Here is a 24,499-nt window from a genome sequence, read left to right as displayed (position 1 = left end):
CATATCTACTGCGTATGGCAGTAACCATTAGAATATATTTTACATTCCGCTCAACGCTTTGTACTCTGTGCGCTTTTCCGGTCTATCAAGTCGGTACACCCGGGGAAATTCACTTGGGCGTCTTAGCCTGACAGGAGCGTTGAATGTTTCAACCCTGGCTGCATCACCCTCTGCTGCGCATGTCGCTTGCAGCCATTTGCTGCGTTTCCGGCACGCACGCCTTCGGACACGAAATAGCGCTGCATCATTCATCGCGGGACGGTGTTCGGGCTGTGGAGGGCTCGTCGGCGGGTGAGGGCGTTGTAGAAGACCTGCCTCTGCAAGACGGAGGTTCCGAGCGTGTTTCGTATGCCGCCGCCAGGCGCGAAACAAAGGGCATCATCGTGATGTTCCCGGGCGGCACGGGCGAGATCGACATCGAGAAGAGCGGACACGTCAAGAACGCGAAGAATTTTGTCGTGCGATCGGATGATCTCTGGCGTGACCGGGGTTATGGCGTTGTCCTGGTCGATGCGCTGGATCACCAGTCCATGCGAGGGCAGCGCAGTGGCGCCGCATACGCAGAGGTCACCAAAAAAATCATTGAGTTTGCACATGCGCAAGCGAATGTCCCTGTATGGGTGCTTGGCACCAGCCAGGGATCCATTGCCGCCATGAACGCTGCATCGCATGCCGGAGGAACGCCTCTTGCCGGTTTGATCCTGACCGAGTCCGTGTCCATTCTCGGCGGCTCGCACGAAACGGTTTTCGATGCACATCCTGCCGATGTCCGCGTGCCTTCGCTTGTTGTCGCAAACGTGGATGACCGATGCAAGGTCGCGCCGCCCTCCATGGCGCAGTCAATCGCGCAATCGATTCGCCACGCTCCAACAACGGTCCTGACTGTTAGCGGCGGCACGCAGCGTACCCAGGATGATTGCGGTTCACTGACTCCGCACGGGTACTATGGAATAGAAGAGAAGGTAGTCGATGGCATTGTGGACTGGATGCAGAAAACGCATGATCGTCCTTGATTCAGGGGGTTCGTGATTGCTCCAGACCGGAATGCGCTGTGCGGGTTTGACTTATGATTGAGGCCCATAAAAGCAAAGTCACCGGCCATGATTCCTGACGCTTCCCATGCTATCCCGCCCACGCTGACCGGTCCCACCATCGAGCTTCGTCCTTTGCAGTCATCGCACCAGGAGGCATTGGTGCACGCTGCATCAGATGGTGAATTGTGGACCATGAAAGTGACGGTCGTTCCCGGTCCCGAGACGGCAGCGCAATACATTGCCACTGCGCTGGCAGGTCAGCAGAGCGGAACGGTGATGCCGTTTGTTATCGTCAAGCGAGAGACCGGGCAAGTGGTGGGCAGCACCCGGTTCTGGAAAATCGATCGCGTCAATAGAAAGCTCGAAATTGGCCACTCCTGGCTGAGTGCCTCGGCGCAACGCTCGGGTGTCAATACTGAAGCAAAATACCTTCTTCTGACTCACGCGTTCGAAGTGATGAATGCTGTGCGGGTTCAATTCACGACGGACGAGCTGAATGAAAAATCCCGGGCCGCGATCCTGCGCATCGGGGCCAAACAGGAGGGCATTGTCCGGCACGAGCGCATCATGCCCGACGGCCGCAAGCGCAACTCGGTGCGGTTCAGCATCATTGATTCCGAGTGGGCAGAGGTAAAGGTATTACTGCAGCAGAAGATGCGCTTGAAATGAAATCGAACCTGACGGGCCGCTCGACTGCATAGCCCGTCAGCAAAAAGCCAGTGCCTCGCGGTTGAACGCGAGGCACTGGCTTTTATGGTTTCCAGTTCCAACTCAGGTAAGCAAGCTTTCCGCAGGCACGTAGGTATAACCGAGGGCGCGTGCGACGGCCTTGTAAGTGACCTGCCCCTCGCATACGTTCAAGCCGGCCCGCAGATGCGGATCGTCCGACAACGCGCGTCGCCAGCCCTTGTTCGCGATGGCCAGCGCGTGCCCGATCGTCGCGTTCGTGAGCGCGAACGTCGAGGTTCGCGCAACCGCGCCCGGCATGTTGGCCACGCAGTAATGCACGATATTGTCCACGATGAAAGTCGGATCGGTATGGGTGGTAGGCCGCGACGTCTCGAAGCAACCGCCCTGATCGATGGCGACATCGACCACGACGGCGCCGGGCTTCATATGCGAAATCATGTCGCGGGTCACGAGCTTCGGCGCGGCAGCACCGGGGATAAGCACGCCGCCGATCAGCAGGTCGGCGGCGTGCGCCGACTCTTCGATTGTCTGCACGTTCGAGCATAGCGTGGTGACGCGGTTGCCGTAGATCACGTCCAGTGCCCGCAGACGCTCGAGGTTCTTATCGATTATCGTCACGCGGGCGCCCATGCCCACCGCAATCTGCAACGCATTGGTACCGACTACGCCTGCACCAATGATCACCACATGTGCAGGCGCGACGCCGGGAACACCACCGAGCAGCAACGCCATCCCTCCCTTCGATTTCTCCAGATGCGCCGCGCCTGCCTGGATCGACATGCGGCCGGCGACTTCGCTCATGGGAGCGAGCAACGGCAAGCCGCCCCCGGGGCCCGTGATGGTCTCGTAAGCAATGCAGACGGCCTTGGAGTCGATCAGGGCTCGTGTCTGATCCGGGTCAGGCGCGAGATGCAGGTACGTATAGAGGATTTGCCCCGCGCGCAGCATTGCGCATTCGGCAGGTTGGGGCTCCTTTACCTTGATGACCATCTCCGCACGCGTGAAGACATCCTGCGCTGTATCGACCACAGCGGCGCCCGCGGCCTTGTAGGCGTCATCCGATAAACCGATCTCCGCGCCCGCCGCGGTCTGGACGACAACTTCGTGCCCGTGAGACACCAGCTCGCGAACGCCCGCGGGCGTCAGCCCGACCCGATATTCATGGTTCTTGATTTCTTTCGGCAGACCGATAAGCATGATGCACTCTCCTCCAGGGAAGTCCGGTGCCGGCGTCCGCGGCCATGGACGCCCAAGCGAACCCTTGTACGCGGATACCAGGCGATCCGCAGCCGCCAAGGGTGATACTACTGCAAGCCAGGGCGGTCGCCGCCGTGCATTGACGGTGCTCTCTGCGAGATTTTTTTGGTGTGTAGAGCTGTATGTTTTGCCGTTGGCTGTGCGTAGCTCATTGTCTTCCGGAATCATGGGCAGCGCGGCAACACGAGCGCCACTGCTGATTCAGGATACCGCTCAGTGTGATCGCAATCCGATGTCCCGGGACGATGAATGTGCCGGGGTTTTCCATGAGACAGCCGAGGGCGTTTGCAAATGCGCCCGTAGTCAAGCGCATTAACAACAAGGCTTGCACGACTGGGTTTTTTTGCGGATTCCGGCTTTGCGAATTGTCGGGAATACCCGCCAAGCGGTCGTCAAGCCTGGTGTGTTGTTCCAGGACATTCAGGGCGGCGAGAGTGCCGTCAACGGTGGCTTAAGACAAATTTAATGCCGCATCATTCTCGCGGCGCCGGCACGGTCAGTGGTTCGCCGGTACGCGCGTGCTGTGCGTGCGCGAGGCGTTTGGTGGTCCATTGCACGCTCATTGCCAGGATGGCCGCTTCGACGAATGCGAGGGAAGCCGCTTGTCTCGGAAGCGTGAAGACAAGGCAGAGGCAGAACGCGGCGAATGAGAACCGGCCGAGTACCATGCCTCGCAAAAGCGACACGACAAAGTCAGGGCCATGCGCCCGATGAGACGAGACTGAAAGCACGATACCCAATAGCGGGAACACCGCAAGAAGTCCGCTCCATTTGGGCCCCAGCGCAGACGATAGCGTGGTGACCGCGACCGTTAGCGCGGCGCCTGCAATCATGCGTCCGGTCAGGTCGTTGCGGCTAAGCGGTGCAACCCTTGCAATGGCATTGCTGCGGGGAAGGAACGTCTGTCCAAACGCGACGGCGATAAGCGCGGCCGCGATCGCCCAGGCCGGCGATGCCGGCATTGAAGCCAGCGCAATTGCCGCTACGAGCCAGCTTGCCAGTCCAGCCGTCAGGGCAACGGGCCAGGACCATGATCGGCAGGTCCATGCATAAGCGAAGTTGAATGCCTCGGAGGCGAGTATGGCGGACAGCGAGAGGGTAGCTGCATGTGCTCCGAAAATCGGCCCGTGATCCAGGACCAGCAGGAACAGGATTGGCCCGGCAACGAAGGGTAATCCTGCAAGCCAGCCTGCGATGGTAGGCCCCCACCACTTGCCCGACATGGAAACGACCAGGAGAAAGAAGGGGACCAGTGTCAGCTTTAGCGCGAGCATCGCAAGCCAGGTGGATTTAAAACCGGATCCTACATGAATTCCGAATCCGTACCCTCAAACATCGACCTTGGATAGACGCGTCTCGCGAGAATGGTTTGCTATGGATAGGCGATTAATCTCGCGTCATGGAACTGCAAGAAGCCAAATCATGCGACCAGCCATGACCCGCTCGCCTTGCCGAAGAATTCCTTGGTCCGCCAAAGAGAATAGAATCTGCTCCAGCGGTGTTTCGATTGACGCACGATGCCCGCATCAAACGATCAAGGCGCACAAACGGTCATTCGTTGCGCGGTCGCAGAAGATTTGTGCCGGAGAAACCCGGGGCATGTAACCCGTTGCCTGGAATTGCCGAACTAGCATACAGGTCGCCCTTTTATCATCCGACACCGCGACAGCGCTCGATGACAATTACAGATGCCTTTCGAGGAGAAGCGTCACCCGATGGATATCAATTTCGAATGCACGATGTGCGGCAAATGCTGCCACGACCTCAAGCTGCCCTTGAGCATCGATGAAGCGCTCATGTGGCTCGAGCGTGGCGGCGATGTGCAGTTTCTCTGTGAAGCCGTGCCTTGGCCCGATGAGCCGCCTGCCGATAACCTGCAGGCGCAGCACAAGCGACGCCGGTCGTTCGCCGCCGCCAGCGGCGAACTGCCTGTGCGGATCGTGGTGGTCCTGGCGGCATCGTTCGAGGGCGCGTGTCCGCACTTGCAGGCGAGCCTGACTTGCGGCGTGTATGAGCAACGCCCGGCTGTCTGCCGGATTTACCCTGCGGAGATCAATCCGTTCATTGAGTTGAAACCTGAGCAGAAGCAATGTCCGCCGGAAGCGTGGGGCTCGGACAAGCGGCTCCTGATGCGCGCACATCAGGTGGTCGATCCCGAGACATTCGCGTTGATCGCCCAATCGCGTGCGGCCGACGTCAGCGACGCCCCGGCCAAGGCGCGCGCATGCGCTCATCTGGACATCGATGCGGCAGCGCTGGCCAACGAGGGGCTGGTGGTCCACTCGCCGCCTGTCGAGCTTGCCATAGCGGCGCTAAAACGTGCCCGCGAGCACCGTGACGATGATGAAGCCGTGCCGCAGTGGAAGGTCGTCTCGAACCGTCGCGAAACGGTGGACACGCTCACGTCCATTGGAGCAACCGGCATCCATTTCGTCAAAGCCGATGCGCCCGCGTTCGATTACCTCGGGTTCTTTGCCGCCTCGGCGTGATCCTCGATCCATCCTCGGGCGAGACGATCAGGATTGAGCCGGTCTCGGTGGAATGACCGGACTTACATCAGGTCGCCTCCCGGACAGCACGCAGGAACTGCTGCGTGCGCTCGTGTTGCGGTGCTCCGAAAAACTGCTGCGGCGGCGCCTGCTCGATGATCTTGCCTTGCGAAAAGAAACACACGCGGTCCGCGAATTCTTTCGCAAATCCCATCTGGTGAGTCACCATCAGCATGGTGAGATCATGCTCGCGGCCCAGCCTCCGAATCACGTTCAGCACTTCACCGCATAACTCGGGATCGAGCGCGGACGTCACCTCGTCAAACAGCATCACCTTCGGGCGCATGGCCAACGCGCGCGCAATGGCCACGCGCTGCTGCTGCCCGCCCGATAATTGCGACGGATAGTGATTGCACTTGTCGTCGAGCCCGACCATGGACAGCAGCTCGCGGCCCCGCTCGTTCGCATCGCGCCTGGACATGCCGAGCACCCGTAGCGGGGCCTCGATCGTGTTCTGGATCCGGGGTGCCCCTTGGGCAGATTCAGTCACTAGTGGCGAAGCGTGTGGGTATCCGTGTTCGGAGAAGGAGGGTTTCACACATCGGTGGTTCTGGCGAGCACCGTGCTTTTGGGGTGCCAAAAACGTGGAGACTGCACGCTAGGTCAACTTACGAGCCCTCGTTTTGAAAGCGCTTTCTTTGCTTCGTTTCTTTGTCGCTTTGGACAAAGAAATGACGCGCCGCCACGCGCAGTGGCTAATAGTGATAAAGAAATTAGGCAACCTAAGCAGACCACTGACCTGGGAAGCAGCAACCCGGCAATGAACCCAACCGCTAACGCACGAACCTGGCACCCCAGCATCAACCCCGACCGCTACCGCAGGAACCTGCCAACCCGGCATTGACCCCGACCGCTAACGCCAAAACCTGGCGCCCCAGCACCCCCCGCCCAAGAAAAAATCGCGAGAACACCCCGCAAGACAGAAAAAACGCCACGCATTCCGGGCCACATCGAAAAAATCGCACGGCGGCGAAAGCGAAAATGGACCTCATACGATGCAATCAGGAGCCTCTCATGTTGCTGGGTCATCCCGTCCTTTTCAAGTCGCTTTGTTATGTCGATGGCCGCTGGATTCATAGCGACAGCGCGGCAACCATCGCGGTGCAGAATCCCGCCGACCAGGAGGTGATCGGTCACGTGCCCATGCTGGATCGCGCGCAAATAGAAGCAGCGGTCGGCGCGGCGCACCGGGCATACGAATCCTGGCGATGGGCGCCGCAAGAGCGCCGCAGCGCGATCCTGCTGCGCTGGTACGAACTGATCTTGCGGCATCAACATGATCTCGCCGGCATCCTGTCGATGGAACAAGGCAAGCCCTTGGCTGAATCGAGGGGAGAAATTGCCTACGCGGCGAGCTTCGTCGAGTGGTACGCCAACGACGCAAAGCGCCTCTGCGGCCGCACGATTCCCACCCACATCAATGGCGCTCACCTCGGTACTGTGATGGAACCAGTCGGCGTCGCCGCGCTCATCACGCCGTGGAATTTTCCGGTTGCCATGATCACCCGCAAGGCGGCTGCCGCACTGGCCGCCGGTTGCACGGCGATCGTCAAGCCTGCGCACGAAACCCCATTCTCGGCGCTCGCGCTGGCGCAACTGGCGGAAGAGGCGGGCTTCCCCGCGGGTGTGTTCAACGTCGTGCTGGGCGAGCCGCAAATGGCCATGGAAACACTGGTGCGCGACGTGCGCGTGCGAGCGGTCAGCTTCACCGGATCCACTCGTGTAGGCGGGCTCGTCGCGCGTGCGGCAGCCGAGTCCGGCATCAAGAAACTGGCGCTGGAACTGGGCGGCAACGCGCCGTTCATCGTCACGGAAGACGCTGATCTCGATCAGGCCGTCAAGGTGGCTATTGGCGCGAAGTTCCAGACATCGGGACAGGACTGTTGCGCGGCGAATCGCATCTTCGTGGCCGCGCCGCTGTATGAACAGTTCGTTCAGCAATACAGCGAGGCGGTGCGAGCGTTGAAGGTGGGACCGGCCTTCGAGGCGGACGTGGAGGTGGGACCGTTGATGCATCAGGCTGCCTTCGATACCACCGCCGAGCGCATAGCCGACGCCCGGACGAAGGGCGCACGCATTACCGTGGGCGGTCAGGCGCATGCGCTGGGCGGATGGTTCTTCGAGCCGACCGTAGTGGCGGACGCCGCGCCCGGTATGCGTATTTACGATGAAGAGAACTTCGCTCCGACATCGGCTATATCGTCCTTCAACACGCTGGACGAAGTGGTGGCCAAAGCCAACGACACAGAGCACGGGCTGGCTGCTTACATCTGCGCCACGCGCATGGACACGATCTTTCAACTGGTGCGCCGACTCGACTTCGCGATGATCTCGGTCAACGGCGTCAAGTTTACCGGTGCGCCCATCCCGTTCGGCGGCATGAAGGCGTCTGGCCTCGGTCGCGAAGGCGGAGCGGAAGGGTTCGAGCCGTTCGTCGAAACCAAATATTTTTGCCTCGGCAACCTCGGCTTGCCGCTGAGCGCCACGGCTTGATTGAATAACAGGAACCTAGGGAGCAACTCATGACACAGCAACTCGAGCAACTGTTCAACGAAGACCGTGCACACTTCATGCATCCGTCGACCCATGCGCACGATCACGCGAGCGGCGCGCTGCCCGGAAAAATCATTCGGGGAGCGAAGGGTATTCGAATTGAAGATCACGAGGGCAAGAGTTACATAGACGCCTTCGCGGGTCTTTACTGCGTGAACATTGGCTATGGCCGCACCGAAGTGGCCGATGCAATCTACGAGCAAGCCAAGAAGCTCGCGTATTACCACACGTATGTGGGTCATTCCACTGACACCATCATCGAACTGTCGTCGCGGATTATCGACTGGTCGCCGGCGGGGATGAAGAAGGTGTATTACGGCATGTCCGGTTCGGACGCGAACGAAACGCAGATCAAGATCGTCTGGTACTACAACAACGTGCTCGGGCGTCCGAACAAGAAGAAAATCATTTCGCGTCAGCGGGGCTATCACGGTTCGGGCATCGTCACGGGCAGCCTGACCGGTTTGCCGAGCTTCCATCAGCATTTCGATTTGCCGGTCGATCGCGTGAAGCATACGGTCTGTCCGCACTGGTACCGGCAGGCGCCGCCCGGCATGAACGAAACGCAGTTCGTCGCGTATTGCGTGGAAGAACTGGAGAAGCTGATCGCGCGAGAAGGCGCCGACACCATTGCCGCATTCATTGGCGAACCGGTGATGGGGACGGGCGGTATCATCGCGCCACCGGAAGGTTATTGGGCCGCGATCCAGCAAGTGCTGAAGAAGCACGACATCCTGCTGATCTCCGATGAAGTGGTATGCGGCTTCGGCCGCCTCGGCTCGAAGATGGGCTCGCAGCACTACGGCATGCTGCCCGACCTGATCACCGTCGCGAAGGGTCTCACGAGCGCTTATGCGCCGCTGTCGGGCGTGATCGTGGGCGAACGGGTGTGGGATGTGATCGAGAAAGGGTCAGAGGAACATGGTGCGATGGGGCACGGCTGGACTTATTCGGGCCACCCCATTTGTGCGGCTGCCGCTATTGCCAACCTGAACATTCTGGAGCGCGAGAACCTCACGCAGAACGCGGCCGATGTCGGCGCTTATCTCGGCGCTCAACTTCATGCCGCATTCGACCAGCATCCGCTCGTGGGTGAAGTGCGCCAGACCGGCATGCTGGCCGCACTGGAATTCATGGCGGACAAGCCAGGCCGCAAGCCTTTTGATGCAGCGTTGAAGGTCGGGCCGAAGGTGTCGGCCGCCGCATTGCGGCGCGGAGTGATCGCACGGGCCATGCCGCACGGCGATATTCTCGGCTTCGCGCCGCCGCTCGTGACCACGCGGGCGGACGTGGACGAGATCGTCGGTATCGTGCGCGAAGCGGTGGATGAAGTCGCCACGCAGACGATCGCATAACGCTCCTCCGCTCTCCCTGCGGCGTAAGGGGTCAGGCCGCCGGCTTTGTTCCGGCGGCTTTTTCATAGCAAAGACCAGGTTGATACGACTACATCGAGCGAGCTCATTGCAACGCAGCATTCAAACGCCGCGACGCCGGTCCGCAATTAGCGCTACTCTCAATCTTCCGGATTGGCGATATCACTGGCGACAATCTGTTCGCCGTGCACGACTGCCGCCTCGCGCGCTTCTTCGCGTGAGGGATACGGTCCGAGCACCGGTGCTCCCTGGAACGGGAATAACAGGCGGCCGTCGGTCTTTCTAATAACCTTTAGCGTTCCTACAAACAATCCGCCGGCGTTGATCTGGTACGACGCGTACACCGCGAAGTCCTCAGGGCGCATGCATTCGCCTAATCGCCGGCCCTGTAGCTGGGTCATGGATAGGACAATTTTCGGTTTTTTCATGGCTTTGTACGTGTTTCAATCGTGAGCGCATAAGGGCGTGGTGCGTCCGGTCGAGCGTTGAAACGGGCGAATTTTCCGGGCTTGGGGCACATCACGACGTTCACTGAAATTTCATGTACTCAACGATCAGCAATTACCAGTCCGCGTTCGAAGTACGCTTCTTGCGTGGGAGCTGGAAGCAGGCACAGGGCGCTGGCCGATGACGAAACGCACCGGGGCCAGAATGCTCCGCTTGTCCAAAAAATCCACGGTGTCTGGACGAGCCCGGCACGCCGCTTGAGCCTCGAGCCGGCGAACACGCGCCGGCACGCGTGCAACCCGGGCGTGCTTCGGCTCAAGAGAAGCCATGCTCTCTGATACGAAATGGCAGGAAAGGAAAGCACATGGACGCCCTCATCACAGTGTTCGGCAGCGGCCACGACCTCGATTCGCTGCAGATGGCGGCTCGCGCGGCCGCGGCCTTTATCGGCGCGCTGGTCTGCATTCGAATCTCCGGCCGACGTTCTTTCGGCCAGCGTTCTCCGTTCGACTATGTCGTCGCCATACTGCTTGGCGCGACGCTGAGCCGTGTAATCGTGGGTGCTTCGCCAGCGATCCCGACAGTGATCGCCTCGCTTGTAATCGTCGTGCTACACCGCGTGCTTGCATGGGGCTGCGTACATTCGCCTGCGCTGGAGCGCCTCGTGGGCGGGACTGAACGGGAGCTGTACCGCGATGGCCGCTTCGACGAGAAGCAGATGTCCGCAGCGCTCATTACGCGAACCGATCTATTCGAAACGGCGCGGCAGCAACTTGGCGCCGACGACCTCTCCGGAGTGCGCGCGGCTACGCTGGAACGCAATGGGGAGATCAGCCTGCTGCGCGATAGCGATGCCCGCTAAGGGCGTTTGCGGGGTTCACTCTCAACATGGCCGGGAGCGGGGAAGACAGGGCCAAGAGACCACTGCCAGCAAGAATTGTCCCCGGGCGGTGGGCCTGGAAAGCGCGCGCCGGAAGCCTCGGCGGCACGCTGCGAGTGGGGTTTTGGCAGGTAAAATGCCCGTCTGTCTCCTGACGTTTCAAACTCTGCAACGCTTGGTGCGTCGTACGGTTGGGCGTTGCTTATCGATCCACGCACATGAACGAAAGACAACCCGCTGGCCTGGATTACGCCTTCCTGAACGGCGGCGGCGAAGTCGCCAGGATCATCGCATCCAGAGACTGGTCCACTTCGTCACTGGGACCTGTCGGCGGCTGGTCTAAAACGCTGACCGGCACCATCGCCCTGATTTTGCAGTCGCCTGTCCCGATCGTCACGCTCTGGGGGGTAGATGGCGTCATGCTCTACAACGACGCCTATTCCGTTTTCGCCGGTGGGCGGCATCCTCAGCTTCTCGGCTCCAAGGTGCGGGAAGGGTGGTCCGAGGTCGCGGATTTCAACGACAACGTGATGAAGGTCGGCCTGGCCGGCCGAACGCTGCGATACGAAGACCAGGAACTGACGCTGCACCGCCACGGCCGGGGCGAGCAAGTGTGGATGAACCTGGATTACTCGCCCATTCGCGATGAGCAGGGGATTCCGGTCGCGGTGATCGCGATCGTGGTGGAGACAACCGCCAAGGTGCGCGCGGAGCGCTGGCTGAGCGGCGAGCGCGAACGTTTGCGACGGATGTTCGAACAGGCTCCGGGCTTCATGGCCATGCTGACCGGCCCCGAACACGTCATCGAATTGACGAACGCTTCCTTCACGCAGCTCGTTGGGGATCGCACGATCCTGGGCAAGCCGGTGCAGGAAGGATTGCCCGAACTGCGCGGGCAGGGGTTTGTAGAGAAACTGAATCAGGTCTACGCCTCTGGAATGCCCGTCTCGGGCAGTGCGCAGTCCATCGTGCTGAATCGGCTCCCCGGGGCGCCTGCGGAGCAGCGTTACGTCGACTTCGTCTATCAGCCGGTACGTAACGAAGCCGGCGCTGTGATCGGCATCTTCATTCAGGGAACCGACGTGACGGACCGCCTTGCGGCGGAGCGCGCAGTTCACCAGAGCGAGGAGAAATTCCGTACCTTCGCCCAGGCCATGCCCAACCAGGTCTGGTCGGCGCAGCGCGACGGTGAACTCGACTGGTTCAACGAGCGGGTCTACGAGTACAGCGGCGCGGCGCGGGGCAGCCTGGACGGCCAGGCGTGGGGCAAGATCGTTCATCGCGATGATCTGCAGGCCGCCGCCGCACAGTGGGCCGACGCGGTGGCATCGGGCACGACCTACGAATGCGAGTTCCGCATTCGACGCGCCGATGACGTGTTCCGCTGGCATATCGCCCGGGCGCTGCCTATTCGCGACAACGCCGGGCGCATCGTTCACTGGATTGGCACGAATACCGACATCGAGGACCAGAAGTCCGCAGCACGCGCCCTCCAACGCCTGAACAAGACCCTCGAACAGCAGGTGGCGGAAAGTGTTGCCGACCGGGACCGCATGTGGCGGCTTTCTACCGACATGATGCTGGTCGCCGATTTCCAGTCGAATATTGTGGCGGTGAACCCGGCCTGGCGGCAGATCCTGGGCCGGGATGAGAAGGACCTTATCGGCCATTCATTCCTCGAGTTCGTGCATCCCGATGACCGGGTCGCGACGCTCGCCGAATTGGGCGAACTGAGCGAGGGCATCCGCACGTTCAAGTTCGTCAACCGGTATCAACGAGAGGACGGCGCGTATGTGACGCTGTCGTGGACGGCTGTGCCCGATGAGCGTTTCATCCATGCCGTGGGCCGCGACATCACCGCGGATCGCGAAGCGGCAGACGCGCTGCAGCGTACCGAACTCGCGCTGCAGCAGGCGCAAAAGATGGAGACGATCGGCAAGCTCACCGGCGGCGTCGCGCACGATTTCAATAACCTGCTGCAGGTTATTTCGGGCAACTTGCAACTTCTTGCGTCGGATGTCGCGGGCAGCGAGCGGGCAGAGCGGCGCCTGGCGAATGCGCTTGCCGGCGTGAGCCGCGGCGCGAAGCTGGCGAGCCAGTTGCTGGCCTTCGGCCGCCGCCAGGCGCTCGATCCGAAGACGATCAGGATCGGACGGCTCATCACCGGCATGGAAGACATGTTGCGGCGCAGTCTGGGCGAAGCCATCGAGATCGAGACGGTAGTGTCCGCCGGCCTGTGGAACACATTCGTCGATCCGACCCAGGTCGAGAACGCGGTCCTCAATCTCGCCATCAATGCGCGCGATGCCATGGACAACACGGGCAAGCTGACCATTGAAGTAGGCAACGCTCTCCTCGACGAGCGCTATGCGCTCGATCATGCCGAAGTGACGCCTGGGCAATATGTGATGCTCGCGGTGACGGATACCGGCTGCGGAATGACACCCGAAGTGCTGGCCCAGGCCTATGAACCGTTCTTCTCGACGAAACCGGAGGGCAAGGGCTCGGGGCTGGGGCTCTCCATGGTCTATGGTTTTGTTAAGCAGTCCGGCGGACACGTCAAGATCTACAGCGAAGCGGGTCAAGGCACGACGGTCAAGTTGTATTTGCCGCGGACCCACGACAAGGAGGATCTCGGGACAGTGATGGAAAGCACACCGGTGCTCGGTGGCGCCGAGACCATCCTGGTAGCCGAAGACGACGAGCAAGTCCGGGTGACGGCGGTGGAGATGCTGTCTGAACTGGGATATCGGGTGCTCAAGGCGAACGACGCCGGCAGCGCGCTTGCGATCATCGAAAGCGGTGTGTCAATCGATCTGTTGTTCACCGACGTCGTCATGCCGGGGCCGCTGCGAAGCCCCGAATTAGCACGTCGCGCGCGGCAACTCATTCCCGGCATGGCGGTGCTGTTCACGTCGGGCTACACGGAAAACGCGATTGTTCACGGCGGCCGGCTGGATGCCGGCGTCGAACTGCTCGGCAAGCCCTACACGCGGGAGGCGCTCGCAAGAAAGATCAGGCACGTGCTCGCCAATCAAGCCCAGCATGCCGCGCTCACGGTCGCGCCGGCGCCTTTGAGAGTGGCTTCGGCAGTCAGGCCGAACGCGCCTGCCGGACGCGCGCTGAAGATCCTGTTCGTTGAAGACGATGACTTGATTCGCTCCAACACGGCTGAGTTGCTCGTGGCAATGGGGCACGTGGTCCACGAGGCCGCGAACGCACAAGCCGCCTTGATGCTGATTCAGAAAGAAGCGGTGGATTTGCTCATCACGGACGTCGGCTTGCCCGGCATGTCGGGCGAAGAGCTTGCCCAACAAGCACGCGTTTTGCGTCGTGACGTGGCTGTCATATTTGCAACCGGCGACCATCATGTTTCAAAAGTATCCGGATACTTTGTCTTGCGAAAGCCCTACGACACAGCAAGCATGGCCGCGGTCTTGCAACAGGTTCGATGACTGCAGCCAGGCGTTGCGCCACGCCGTTGAACGTGTTGCCGGAATGCAAACCGGCCCGCACCGGCCCGCACGGATCATGGCTCGGGACATCCGGTTCGGCAGCGTCGACTGCCGGTCATCCTCGCTGAGAAACGCAGCAATATCCTTGGCCTGACGACCCTTGGCCTGAGACTAGGCATTCGCGGCCGGTGCCTGCTCCTTCGCGGACGCCTTCCGGAGATAAGCGGCTGCCAGGCTTCGAAGCTCCTCTTCAGAAGCATCCTCGATCCCGATCAGGTGATTGTCCGCAGGCCGGTGAGACGCAAGTAACTCATTGAGTTTGAGGTGCAGCGCCACGCTGTCCTTGTTCGCGCTTTGCTGGATCAGGAACACCATGATGAACGTGACAATGGTTGTCCCGGTATTGATCACCAGTTGCCAGTCTTCCGAGTAGTGGAAAACCGGCCCGGTCACGGCCCAGACCAAAATGCTGATGACGGCAAGGCCAAATGCCACGGGGGAGCCGGTCCAGCGGGTCACGGCGCTCGCGAAGATATCGAAGGCACGGGTGACGGGGTGACGGGTCGCGAAAGCGGGACTCAATGTGTCAGGGACGGTGTCCATCGAGTCCGTTGACGACTGCGACGGGTGCGTCGGGTCCGCCGGGTGCAACGGGGGCGAAGTTTCCTTTCGCATCGCTTTCTCCTGGTTGTCGTTGCTTCATGTCTTCATGAACAAACGCAAAAATCATTCCGGATAGGCGACGCGCGCGGAGTTGGAAGATATCGCGCTGGTTTAAAAACACATCAGCGTCATCAGGTTTTGGCGGAGGCGCGGCACGGTGTCCTGAAAGCTACTACCGCTCAAGACGCCGCGCCTTCGGGAAGTGCCGGCAGTTGCGTGACCGGAGACAGAACGATCACCACTAACTGGACTGCAAAAGCCGCGGTCGACATCAGCAGGCATGCGCTCACTCCGGCTTGCGTCGCGAGGGCTGCGCCAAGCAAAGCGCCAACGGGACGCGCGCCATAGGTTGCGGTGCTCATGATGGCCGACACGCGGCCGAGCATGTTGTGAGGTGTGATCGCCTGGCGCAATGTGGTTGAACCGATCGTCCATAGTATTGGACCGGCGCCGAGCAAGAAGAAACTCACGCAGGCCATCCATACATGCGGGAAAAACAAGGTTGCGCTCATCAGCACCGATGCCAGGAATCCGCACGCAGGGCCGATCACGAGTGTCCGGCCAAACGAAACTCGCCTGGACACTTCGGGTCCCGCCAGCGCGCCAGCCACCATGCCCGCACCATAGGCCGCCAGGCTCACGCCGATCACCCATGACGACATATGCAGGCGGTGCGCCGCGTAAGCCACGTAGACCGCCTGCAATACGAAATAGCCCAGGTTGAAGAAAACCGCGGTAAGGAGAATGGGGCGAAGCAGCGGGTCGCGGAATACGAAAGCGGCGCCCTCCCGGACCTCGGCGAGGAAATGCCGGCCGGTCCTGGGCGGATGCGCTGAGACGGGCAACGCGCGCAGCAGCGCAACGGCGGCGGCCGATAGCATCGTCGCTAACGCGTAGGCCCAACCCGCGCCCACGGAGCCCACGATCACCCCGCCTAGCGCCGGCCCCGCCGAATACGCAACGCTTCTAGCCAACTCGATGCGGCTATTGGCTGCGGGCAATGCATCGCGAGGTACGAGGGAAGGGACGAGCGAGGGTGCTGCAACGCTGTAAGCGACCGTACCCGCCGCGCCGATAAAACCGCAGACAGCAAGCATCGGCAGTGTCAGGAGGTGGGCTCCGATCAGCATGAGGATCGTGATCATTGCCAGTACGCGAACGGCTTCTGCGCTTGCCATCAGTCCGCGTCGGGAGTGACGGTCGGCATAGACGCCCATAGGCAACGAGAGCAGCAGGAAGGGTAACGTCTGGGCGGTTTGCAGCAGGCCTGTTTGCGCAGCGCTTGCGCCCAGCAGGAACACTGCAACGAGTGGCGCGGCGGCAAGACTGATCTGCTCAGCGGACTGTGCGAGCAAGTTCGACCAGGCTAAACGATGAAATGCGGGCGGCAGGGTGATGCGCTGGTTTCGCGTGGGGTGCATGAAGGGGGACTCCTTGGGAGGTGGCCCGATCATCATGGTGTGAGGAGGCGCGCGATACGCCCCGGATCTTGCGCTTACGTTCTGCTACGCCATCGGTTTCGTCATTGACGATTAGTGATAGTCGTCTTTCACCTGATGCCGTACCGCCAGGATCGTCACCGTATCGCTATCGTCTATTTCGAAGAGCGCGACATAGCCGGATCGCCCGAAAGGGATAATCAGTTCTCGTAGAAACGGAAGATTTGACTGCGCTTTTCGACAGGTAAAGGGCGAGGCACGAAGCGTGGCGATGCCCTCGGAGATTGCGTGAAGAGCGCGTTCGGCGAGCGATGCGTCGAGCTTATCGCGTGTAGGGATGAAGTCGTAAAGTCGTTCGGGATCTTCTGCGGCACCAGCGGTAAAGCGTATCTCGAACGTCATCGGCGGGTCTTGCTCCGCGCCTTTGCGGGGTCTAACCGCTTGCTCAAGCGCGAGAGCATTTCTTCAGCCGAAATGTAGTTGCCGCTGCGCTTTGCGTCGTCACGGGACGCGAGTCCTCGAGCAACGAACTCACTATGATGCTGGCGACGCAGGATATTTTCTCGGATCGCCTGCTCGACAAAACCCGAGAGACTCTCGCCTTCCTCCAGGACGCGTTCGGCGGCCTCGCGCAATTCTGGCTCGACCCGCACCGATGGGAAAGTTGCTGTTTTCATCACTTACACTCCATGCATCATAATTGCGATGCATGGTCGTGTTTTTTGTGAGTGGACGCAAGAGAATCTATTCAGTGCCTATGCTAGCTCGCGCGGCTTTCACATCTTGAGTACGCGATCCTTGCAAAAAAAGCACGACGTGGGTCGAAATGACCAAGTGGCGCTTTCTGCTCTTTGCATCCGCCTGACGCTACCTCACGTTCGCGAGCGCTGCCACCTTGCGGATCGTATCGGCGCAAGCGGTCGCTGCTTCAACACCCTTCACGACGAAATGCTCGCGGAAGAACTTCGTGTGTTCGTCGCCCGAGTGGAAGTGATGCGGCGTCAATACAGCGGACAAGACCGGCGTGCCGGTTTCCAGTTGCACTTGCATCAAGCCGGTGATGACAGCCTGCGCGACGAACTCGTGCCGGTAGATGCCACCATCCACCACAAGCCCTGCGGCAACAATAGCCGCGTAGCCGCCACGTTGAGCGAGCAGCTTCGCGTGCAGCGGGATTTCGAAGGCGCCGGCAACTTCGTAGAGATCGATATCGTCGCGGCTGAATCCTTGTGCCTGGATGGCATCGAGGAAGGATGCTTTGCATTGGTCGACAATGTCGCGATGCCAGCACGCCTGAATGAATGCGATACGGGCACGCGGCTTCGCTGCCGTTGTCGTTGTCTTATCGACGGCGGGATTACTTTCGAGAGTAGTGGAGAGCGTCATCAATATAAGCCTGTTTGTGTGAACAGGGCGAAGGACGGCACGCTCCCCAAACGCAAATACTTTCGCGCACGAGGACACACGCCGTCCCGTTCTCTTTCATCCGGACTATGACCGTCGGCCCCGGGATCAAACCGGGTCTGCTGACCTTAGTGTTTCGCCATGCCTTCAAGAAAATTCAGGGCAACACACAAAACGCTCGCGGGCTACGCGCAGAAGCTCTACGCGATTACCGCCGGTGGGGAGTTTCACCCCGCCCCGAGAACTCGTTCTTAGTGAACGGAACATAAATTATCACGATTTTTAAAAATACACCGGGACTCAACTACGGCGACGGGGTTTCTTCTGAATCATCTCGCCCGCGGCAGACACGCCTCAAGCCTTCCCGCGCCAGGGCACCAATCGTCGCTCCAGCGCGCGCATACCGAGATCGAAGGTCCACGCAATCAAGCCGATCAATACGATTCCCATGACCACGACATCGGTTCTGAGAAAGCTCGATGCGTTCAGCACCATCTGCCCGAGTCCCGCCGTTGCCGCCACCATCTCGGCCGCGACGAGCGTGGTCCAGCCAAACCCGATCGCGATCCGCAAGCCCGTCAGGATCTCGGGTAACGCGGCCGGCAGCACGACAAAACGCACGACCTGTACAAAGCTCCCGCCAAGTGAATACGCCGCGTTCACCTGCTCGGCGGTAGCGCTACGGGCGCCGGCCCGTGCGGCCATCGCAATGGGTGCAAAGCAGGCGAGATAGATCACGATCAGCTTCGCGGTTTCATCGATACCGAACCAGATCACGACCAGCGGTAGATACGCGAGCGGCGGCAGCGGCCGGTAAAACTCCAGCGGCGGATCGAGCAGGCCCCGCGCGACGCGGCTGACCCCCATCAGGATGCCGACAGGTACAGCCGTCACGCTTGCCAACGCAAACGCGCCGAACACGCGAATGGCGCTCCACAGCAAATGCTCGGACAGTGGCAGACCACCTTGGATACGGCCATTCCACGCGTCAATAAATGCGCTCCACACCGCTTGCGGCGAAGGCAGGAAAAGCGGCGCCACCCAATGAAAAGACGTCGCCGCCCACCAGAGCGCGGCAATCGCCGCGACTGATACAACGCTCAGGGCAGCGGTCGGACCTTCGCCGGGAAGGCCACGCCGTGGCTTGCGCCGGCGCTTGACCTGCGCGACATTTGCAGCGCCCGGCAGCGAGTCGATCGAACTCATGAGCTCACCTCCTGCAGCGTAGCGTGGGACCCGCCATGCAGTCGCCGAACCAGCCGCTCGCGCCATTCGATGAACGCCGGCGATGACTTCACCGCGCGTGCGTCGCGCGATTCGAGAAACTGCCGCGCGAACGGCAACGTGTGGCTTTCGGCAATCCGGCCGGGACCGGGTGTCATCAGGACCAGCCGCGTCGCGAGGAACAACGCTTCTTCCACGCTATGCGTGATGAAGAAAATGGTCTTGCGGGTGCGGCCCCATACATCGAGCACGAGTTCCTGCATGGTCTCGCGAGTAAGCGCGTCGAGCGCGCCCATCGGTTCATCCATCAGCAGCACCTGCGGATCGCTGGCAAGCGCGCGAGCGATTCCCACGCGTTGCTGCATGCCGCCCGAGAGCGCATAGACCCGCGCATTCGCATGCTTTTCCAGGCCGACGAGAGCCAGCGTTTCACGCGCTATCTCTCGACGCCGCGTCCGGCCCACGCCCTGGAAACGCAGCCCGAGCGCTACGTTGTCGATCACATCGAGCCATGGCATCAGCGCATATTTCTGAAACACGACACCGCGTTCGGCGCCGGGCCCGACGATCGGTTCACCGTTCAGACGCGCCTCGCCGGCAGTCGGATCGATGAAGCCCGCGAGGCAGTTCAGCAGCGTTGTCTTGCCGCATCCGGAGGCGCCAAGCGCAACCACGAACTCGCCGCTGTCGATCTGCAGGTCGACACCCTCCAGAGCGGCCGTTGCCGCGCCCTCATAGGTCACGCCGAGGCCGCGAATGTCCAGCGTGCTCATCGCGATGCTTGCTGGACGAAGCGTGAGTCGACGCCAACCGAATAGTCAGGCAGCACGTTCTGGATCGTGCCCTGGGTCTTCAGGAAGGCCGCAGTGGCTGCCAGCGACTTCGCGGCGCCCGACTGAGCACCACCGCCAAGCCAGGCCGGTGAAGCCTGTTCCGTGAGCGTCGGGAAGGCGTAAAGCGCGAGGCTGGCAGGCACCTCGGCGGCGGTCGCCCCCGATTCCTTCGCGACGCCTTCGACTTCCTTCGACCCGGCTGTCCACGCGGATTTGTTGTCGCGATACTGCGCGTCGGTGGCGGCCAGCACCTTGACCAGGTTCGTCACGAATGCGTCGTTATCCTGTGCAAATTTGCGGCTGACCGCGAAACCGTCGAAGGTCGCCTTGCCGGTTTCCTTCGCCACTTCACCCGATGTAATCAGCACCTTGCCGTTCTTCTTGACCTTCGCGAGCACGGGGTCCCAGATATAGGTCGCGTCGATATCACCACGTTCCCACGCCGCGGCCACTTCGGGCGGCCGCAGGTTGAGTATCTTCACACTGGACGGATCGACGCCGGCATTTTGCAAAGCGACGAGCGCATGGAAGTGCGACGTGGAGACGAACGGCAGGCCGATCTTCTTGCCTTTGAGATCGCTGATTTTGGTCACGCCGGAGCCGTCGCGCGCAACGAGTGCTTCGGCGTCGTTGATGTTGTCAAGGATCCAGAACAGCGAGATGTCCACGCCCTGCGAGAGACCGGCCGCGATCGGGCTGGAACCGGCTTCACCGAGTTGTATCGATCCGGATGCAAGTGCACGGATTACGTCGGCGCCGCTGCCGAGCTTGCGATACGTCACTTTATAGCCCGTCGCTTTTTCGACTGCGCCGCTCACTTGAGCGTAACGCCACGGTACGACCATGTCCTGGTAGCCGATCACGACTTCGCGCGACTGCGCGTGAGCGGCGCTAGCGGCCACAGCGAAGAGTGCAACGCCGGCGCACGCGCGCAGGGAGGAGAGAAAGCGTTTCATCGGAAGCCCTGGTTCAAGTGTTTATCGTGAGAGGCTTTCGACTATAAGCAATCCGCGTTCAAGCGGTTAGAAGCATTCGTGCGTTGCAAATGACGTTGTTCGAGCGTTGCTTTGCACGTTGTGTTGGAAGCATCGAGCCGGCGTTTCATGCCGTCCTCAAGCGCTTTTCGAACGCGCGCGTGAGCCACGAAATGGGATAGCAATAGGCGAAGAAGATCACGAGCGTCGCGACGTAGGTCAGCACCGTGAAGCTGCTGCGTGCGACCGTGCTGCTGGCGATCTGCGCAGTGTCGAGCAGGTCGTGGATGCCGACCAGCGATGACAGCGCGGTGCCCATGGTGATGATCGCGTACACGTTCATCCACGGCGGCAGCATGCGGCGCACGCATTGCGGCACGACTATCTTCAGAAGGATCTGCCAGCGCGAGAACGCAAGCGAAGCGGCCGCTTCCCACTGCGCGGACGGGATGGACGCCACCGCCCCGCGAAATACTTCCGCTATGTTTGCGCTGGCGGGCAGAGCGAGCCCGAGCATCACTTTGAGCCAGTCGGGAAATGGCACGATGGCGCCGAACGCATGGATCTCGAAGGGAAATACATACGTGGTGAAGTAGATCAGCACGAGCCACGGCGCGTTGCGAAACGCGACAATCCACACGCGGGCCAGCCGCCCCGCGAACGATTTCGACATCGCGAGCGCACCCGCAAGCAGCCCGATCACCGTGCCTATAAAAATCGCGCCGATGCTGATAAGCACGTTCATCGCGAAGCCGTGCGCCAGCGCCGGCGCCCATTCCACGAGGCGTGCGAGCGTCTCGCCGCGCGAGCCGGTGTCGGGCGCGAGCGACCACAACGCGGCGCCTGCGGCGAGCACCCCAAGCACGCCATAGATGCCGGGCGGCAAGCGCGTGACAGCAAGCTTGCCCGCGGCGGCAGCCGAATCAGTAGCCATAACCGGGAATCCTGTAGCGGCGTTCGAGCCAGCGACCGCCGAGCGTGACCAGCCAGGTCAGCACGCCGAAAAACGCGAGAATCAGCAGCATCAACGCGAGCACGTTGTCGCGCTGGGTCCAGATCATGATGGACTGGTAGGTCACGTCGCCCACTGCAATAGCGGATGCCACCGCCGACGCTTTCACCAGTTCCACCATGTTGTTCACGAGCGCAGGCAAGGCCGCGCGCAGCGCGAGCGGCAACTCGATGCGCCAGAAACGCGTGGTGCGGCTGAAGCCCAGCGAGGCCGCCCCTTCGAGCGTTTGAGAAGGCAGTGCGTCAAAGCCGGCGCGCAGCGCCTCTGCATGAAACGCGGCCTTGTGCAGCGACAGTACAAGCACGACCCAGAAGAACGGCTTGAACGGGTTATCGATGCCGCGTGCATGCAGCCACTGCGTAATCAGCATGTTCAGCACGAGGAACGCGCAGTAGAGCTGTACGAGCGTGGGCGTGTTACGGGTGACTTCGATGAACCCGCGCGCCAGCCCGGCGACAAGCAGGTTGCGCCCGCGTAGCGCGAGCAGCAACACGAGCCCTGCAACGGCGCTGGCCGTCATGGTTGAAACAATGATCTCGATGCTCACGCCGAGACCCTGCACGAACGGCACGCGCTCATAGTCGTCGAGCAGGAAGCGATAGTCGAGCCCGAGATGCGCTGTCGCCGTGATGAATCCGCGCAGCAGCGTGTCCATGCTAGTTCTCCGCGGGCAATTGCCGATGCCACTCGGCGAGCGCGGGCGACGGCGGGTTGAGACCGTTCTTCGCTTCAGTTGCAATAAACCAGCCGTCGCGATGCAGGTCGCGCACGAAAGTATCCAGTTTTGCAGCGGTATCGTGATCGCCCTGACGCACCCAGATTACCGACGGCGCGGGTTCTATCTCGGGTTGCAGCGCCCGGTAGTCGTGCCATTCAGGGTCGCTCTGCAGCAACGGATAAAGCAGCGGTGCAGCGTCATGGACGGCTGCAACACAACTTCCGCCGCGCAACGCCAGCAGCGACTGGGACGAACCGGGGAAGGCGCGCGGGATCGCGCCGTAGCGTTCCACTATCGGACGAATGTAACTGCTGCCTTGCGAAATGCAGACCGGCTTGCCGCGCAGATCTTCCCAGCGCGTAATACCGCTTGTTTTAAGCGTGATTGCTGTTCCGCCGACGCGATAATAGGGCGTCGCCACATGGTCCAGGATCTCACCGCGCTGAGCGTTGTACTCCATGTTTGCGATCAGGATGTCGACCTTGCCCTGCTGAAGGAACTGAACCCGTGTGGAAGGCAACACGGACACGAGTTGTACTTTCGCGCCTAACCGTTTACCGAGTTCGTTAGCCAGGTCCACGTTAAAACCACGCGGCTGTTGCGTCGCGGGATCGAGTGAACCGAACGGACTGCCCCCGATCAACACCCCCACCGTGAGTTCATGGCGGGAGTTGATTTTGTCGAGTGTTGCGTCCGCATGCACGGCGAGAGATGCGGTCATGGCCGATGCCAGCACGACAGGCGATAGCAGGCGCCGGAGGTTCGTCAGGGTCATAGCGGTGAATAGCGGCGGGAGAGCCTGACAGAATAAGTAAGCGTCAGCGCGTCGCCAAGGAAGCGAATCTGCTAAGCAAATCACAAGAGCGGTGGATTGAGGATTTAAATAAAGTGCGGAGCGCGTTAAAACCTTAGCAAGCGGACTGCTATCGATTCGACGAATGCTTTGTTCTCGAAAAGGGGCGCGGTTCTTAAAATCTTCGCTCCAGCATGTTTTCCTGCGCTTGAGAAGGAACCCCGTGATGACTCGGTTGATCCTGTCGAAACGTGAGGTTAGCGCTCCCCCAATACCACCCGTGGAGGCCGCATGAGTTTGATAGCGCTCGCGCTCGATCCGCTTCAGGACGAATTGCCACTCGCCCATGCGTCGGCACGACCAGACGTTACCGGCAGCGCCGATCCCGTGCTGGTTTCATTGCACGATGTCCACCTCTCGTACGGCTCGGTGCCGGTGCTCAAGGGTATCGACCTGCGTGTGCGGCGAGGCGAGGCCGTTTCCATCATCGGGCCGTCCGGGTCCGGTAAGTCGACGCTTCTGCGTGTCATCAACGGCCTGATTGCGCCGCAGCAGGGCGAAGTGCATGTCGACGGAATCGATGTCCGCGCGCAACGCACCGACGCGCAGAAAATAGCGTTGCGCAAGCGCATTGGCTTTGTGTTCCAGCAATACAACCTGTTCCCCCACCTTAACGTCCTGGCGAACCTGACCATCGCACCCATGAGCGTGCTCGGACGCAGCCGTGCCGAAGCCGAGCACGACGCCCACGCTCTGCTGGCGAAGGTGCGACTGGCTGACAAGGCCAATGCGTATCCGGGCGAGTTGTCGGGTGGGCAACAGCAGCGTGTCGCTATTGCACGGACACTTGCGATGCGCCCCGACCTGATCCTCTTCGATGAAGTGACATCCGCGCTCGATCCGGAAACGGTGGGCGAAGTGCTCACCGTGATTGGCGAACTCGTCGACGACGGCCAGACATGCGTGCTGGTCACGCATGAAATGCGTTTCGCCGAAGATGTCAGCGACGAAGTGTTTTTCACAGAAGGCGGTGTGATTCTCGAACACGGTGCACCGTCGCAGATTTTCGGCTCACCGGAGAACGAACGCACGCGCCTGTTCCTGCAACGCGCACGCGGCGATGACCGGCACGCGCTGCGCAAACGCTCGCGAAGCGGTGCCGCTCTCGCTTTGGCTACTCCCTGATTTCTACGAACCCATT

22 protein-coding genes, 1 pseudogene and 1 riboswitch are annotated in these 24,499 nt (G+C 60.9%); of the genes and pseudogenes, 8 read left to right on the top strand and 15 right to left on the bottom strand.

The window, feature by feature from the left end:
- Positions 1-143: 143 nt before the first annotated feature.
- Positions 144-1,013 carry an alpha/beta hydrolase gene (locus tag ACSOSP_RS21965; RefSeq protein WP_455313030.1) on the top strand — a complete coding sequence of 290 codons (870 nt, stop codon included), beginning with the start codon at positions 144-146 and terminating at the stop codon, positions 1,011-1,013.
- A 90-nt stretch (positions 1,014-1,103) separates the two neighbouring features.
- A complete protein-coding gene (locus ACSOSP_RS21960; protein ID WP_455313629.1) occupies positions 1,104-1,703 on the top strand; it encodes a GNAT family N-acetyltransferase in 600 nt (199 codons plus the stop codon).
- Positions 1,704-1,805: 102 nt separating this feature from the next.
- Here ACSOSP_RS21960 and ald read toward each other — a convergent pair whose 3' ends face one another.
- Positions 1,806-2,921, bottom strand: a complete 1,116-nt coding sequence (gene ald / locus ACSOSP_RS21955; RefSeq protein WP_455313029.1) for an alanine dehydrogenase — start codon at positions 2,919-2,921, stop codon at positions 1,806-1,808.
- A gap of 533 nt (positions 2,922-3,454) precedes the next feature.
- Complete coding sequence (locus ACSOSP_RS21950; protein ID WP_455313028.1) at positions 3,455-4,255, bottom strand: hypothetical protein; 801 nt, start codon at positions 4,253-4,255, stop codon at positions 3,455-3,457.
- A 441-nt stretch (positions 4,256-4,696) separates the two neighbouring features.
- Between ACSOSP_RS21950 and ACSOSP_RS21945 the strand changes: the two genes are divergently transcribed.
- Entirely contained in the window at positions 4,697-5,470 is a 774-nt protein-coding gene (locus ACSOSP_RS21945; protein ID WP_455313027.1) for a YkgJ family cysteine cluster protein, read from the top strand.
- A gap of 67 nt (positions 5,471-5,537) precedes the next feature.
- On the opposite strand, the pseudogene ACSOSP_RS21940 reads toward ACSOSP_RS21945, so the two are convergent.
- A pseudogene (locus ACSOSP_RS21940) lies at positions 5,538-5,990 on the bottom strand (amino acid ABC transporter ATP-binding protein); the annotation flags it as partial.
- Positions 5,991-6,544: 554 nt separating this feature from the next.
- Between ACSOSP_RS21940 and ACSOSP_RS21935 the strand changes: the two are divergent.
- Entirely contained in the window at positions 6,545-8,023 is a 1,479-nt protein-coding gene (locus ACSOSP_RS21935; RefSeq protein WP_455313026.1) for an NAD-dependent succinate-semialdehyde dehydrogenase, read from the top strand.
- 29 nt (positions 8,024-8,052) lie between these two features.
- Positions 8,053-9,438 carry an aminotransferase gene (locus tag ACSOSP_RS21930; RefSeq protein ID WP_455313025.1) on the top strand — a complete coding sequence of 462 codons (1,386 nt, stop codon included), beginning with the start codon at positions 8,053-8,055 and terminating at the stop codon, positions 9,436-9,438.
- A gap of 158 nt (positions 9,439-9,596) precedes the next feature.
- On the opposite strand, the gene ACSOSP_RS21925 is transcribed toward ACSOSP_RS21930, so the two are convergent.
- Positions 9,597-9,821 carry a DUF6723 family protein gene (locus tag ACSOSP_RS21925; RefSeq protein ID WP_455313024.1) on the bottom strand — a complete coding sequence of 75 codons (225 nt, stop codon included), beginning with the start codon at positions 9,819-9,821 and terminating at the stop codon, positions 9,597-9,599.
- Between the two features lie 446 nt (positions 9,822-10,267).
- Here ACSOSP_RS21925 and ACSOSP_RS21920 point away from each other — a divergent pair, with 446 nt between their 5' ends.
- Together ACSOSP_RS21920 and ACSOSP_RS21915 are read left to right on the top strand one after the other, a co-directional pair.
- On the top strand, positions 10,268-10,765 hold the full coding sequence (locus ACSOSP_RS21920) for a DUF421 domain-containing protein (RefSeq protein ID WP_455313023.1): 498 nt from the start codon (positions 10,268-10,270) through the stop codon (positions 10,763-10,765).
- A 236-nt stretch (positions 10,766-11,001) separates the two neighbouring features.
- Entirely contained in the window at positions 11,002-14,238 is a 3,237-nt protein-coding gene (locus ACSOSP_RS21915) for a PAS domain S-box protein (RefSeq protein WP_455313022.1), read from the top strand.
- Between the two features lie 171 nt (positions 14,239-14,409).
- Here ACSOSP_RS21915 and ACSOSP_RS21910 read toward each other — a convergent pair whose 3' ends face one another.
- The 11 genes from ACSOSP_RS21910 to ACSOSP_RS21860 all read right to left on the bottom strand — a co-directional run bounded on the left by ACSOSP_RS21910 (position 14,410) and on the right by ACSOSP_RS21860 (position 23,226).
- Complete coding sequence (locus ACSOSP_RS21910) at positions 14,410-14,913, bottom strand: low affinity iron permease family protein (RefSeq protein ID WP_455313021.1); 504 nt, start codon at positions 14,911-14,913, stop codon at positions 14,410-14,412.
- Between the two features lie 167 nt (positions 14,914-15,080).
- Positions 15,081-16,322 carry an MFS transporter gene (locus ACSOSP_RS21905; RefSeq protein WP_455313020.1) on the bottom strand — a complete coding sequence of 414 codons (1,242 nt, stop codon included), beginning with the start codon at positions 16,320-16,322 and terminating at the stop codon, positions 15,081-15,083.
- Positions 16,323-16,433: 111 nt separating this feature from the next.
- Positions 16,434-16,742, bottom strand: coding sequence for a type II toxin-antitoxin system RelE/ParE family toxin (locus ACSOSP_RS21900; protein ID WP_455313019.1), 309 nt, complete (start codon positions 16,740-16,742; stop codon positions 16,434-16,436).
- Positions 16,739-17,017, bottom strand: coding sequence for a YlcI/YnfO family protein (locus ACSOSP_RS21895; RefSeq protein WP_455313628.1), 279 nt, complete (start codon positions 17,015-17,017; stop codon positions 16,739-16,741). Before ACSOSP_RS21895 ends, ACSOSP_RS21900 begins: the two co-directional genes overlap by 4 nt.
- A 190-nt stretch (positions 17,018-17,207) precedes the next feature.
- Positions 17,208-17,726, bottom strand: coding sequence for a 6,7-dimethyl-8-ribityllumazine synthase (locus ACSOSP_RS21890; protein WP_455313018.1), 519 nt, complete (start codon positions 17,724-17,726; stop codon positions 17,208-17,210).
- A gap of 84 nt (positions 17,727-17,810) precedes the next feature.
- A riboswitch (FMN riboswitch) is annotated at positions 17,811-17,993 on the bottom strand.
- Positions 17,994-18,098: 105 nt separating this feature from the next.
- Entirely contained in the window at positions 18,099-18,950 is an 852-nt protein-coding gene (locus ACSOSP_RS21885) for an ABC transporter permease subunit (protein ID WP_455313017.1), read from the bottom strand.
- Positions 18,947-19,741, bottom strand: coding sequence for a taurine ABC transporter ATP-binding protein (locus ACSOSP_RS21880; RefSeq protein ID WP_455313016.1), 795 nt, complete (start codon positions 19,739-19,741; stop codon positions 18,947-18,949). The genes ACSOSP_RS21885 and ACSOSP_RS21880 overlap by 4 nt, the downstream gene beginning before the upstream one ends.
- Positions 19,738-20,757, bottom strand: coding sequence for a taurine ABC transporter substrate-binding protein (gene tauA, locus ACSOSP_RS21875; RefSeq protein ID WP_455313015.1), 1,020 nt, complete (start codon positions 20,755-20,757; stop codon positions 19,738-19,740). Before tauA ends, ACSOSP_RS21880 begins: the two co-directional genes overlap by 4 nt.
- A gap of 145 nt (positions 20,758-20,902) precedes the next feature.
- Complete coding sequence (locus ACSOSP_RS21870) at positions 20,903-21,709, bottom strand: amino acid ABC transporter permease (RefSeq protein ID WP_455313014.1); 807 nt, start codon at positions 21,707-21,709, stop codon at positions 20,903-20,905.
- Complete coding sequence (locus tag ACSOSP_RS21865) at positions 21,699-22,442, bottom strand: ABC transporter permease subunit (RefSeq protein WP_455313013.1); 744 nt, start codon at positions 22,440-22,442, stop codon at positions 21,699-21,701. Before ACSOSP_RS21865 ends, ACSOSP_RS21870 begins: the two co-directional genes overlap by 11 nt.
- A 1-nt stretch (position 22,443) precedes the next feature.
- Positions 22,444-23,226 (bottom strand): transporter substrate-binding domain-containing protein, encoded by a 783-nt coding sequence (locus ACSOSP_RS21860; protein ID WP_455313012.1) that lies wholly within the window; start codon positions 23,224-23,226, stop codon positions 22,444-22,446.
- A 363-nt stretch (positions 23,227-23,589) separates the two neighbouring features.
- Between ACSOSP_RS21860 and ACSOSP_RS21855 the strand changes: the two genes are divergently transcribed.
- The gene (locus tag ACSOSP_RS21855; protein WP_455313011.1) at positions 23,590-24,483 is read left to right on the top strand and encodes an amino acid ABC transporter ATP-binding protein; all 894 of its coding nucleotides are present in this window, start codon (positions 23,590-23,592) and stop codon (positions 24,481-24,483) included.
- Positions 24,484-24,499: the final 16 nt, after the last annotated feature.

It is taken from the genome of Caballeronia sp. KNU42, from assembly GCF_053760385.1.
The sequence above is the reverse complement of the archived record's forward strand: the minus strand, read 5'-3'. Positions and strand labels throughout refer to the sequence as shown.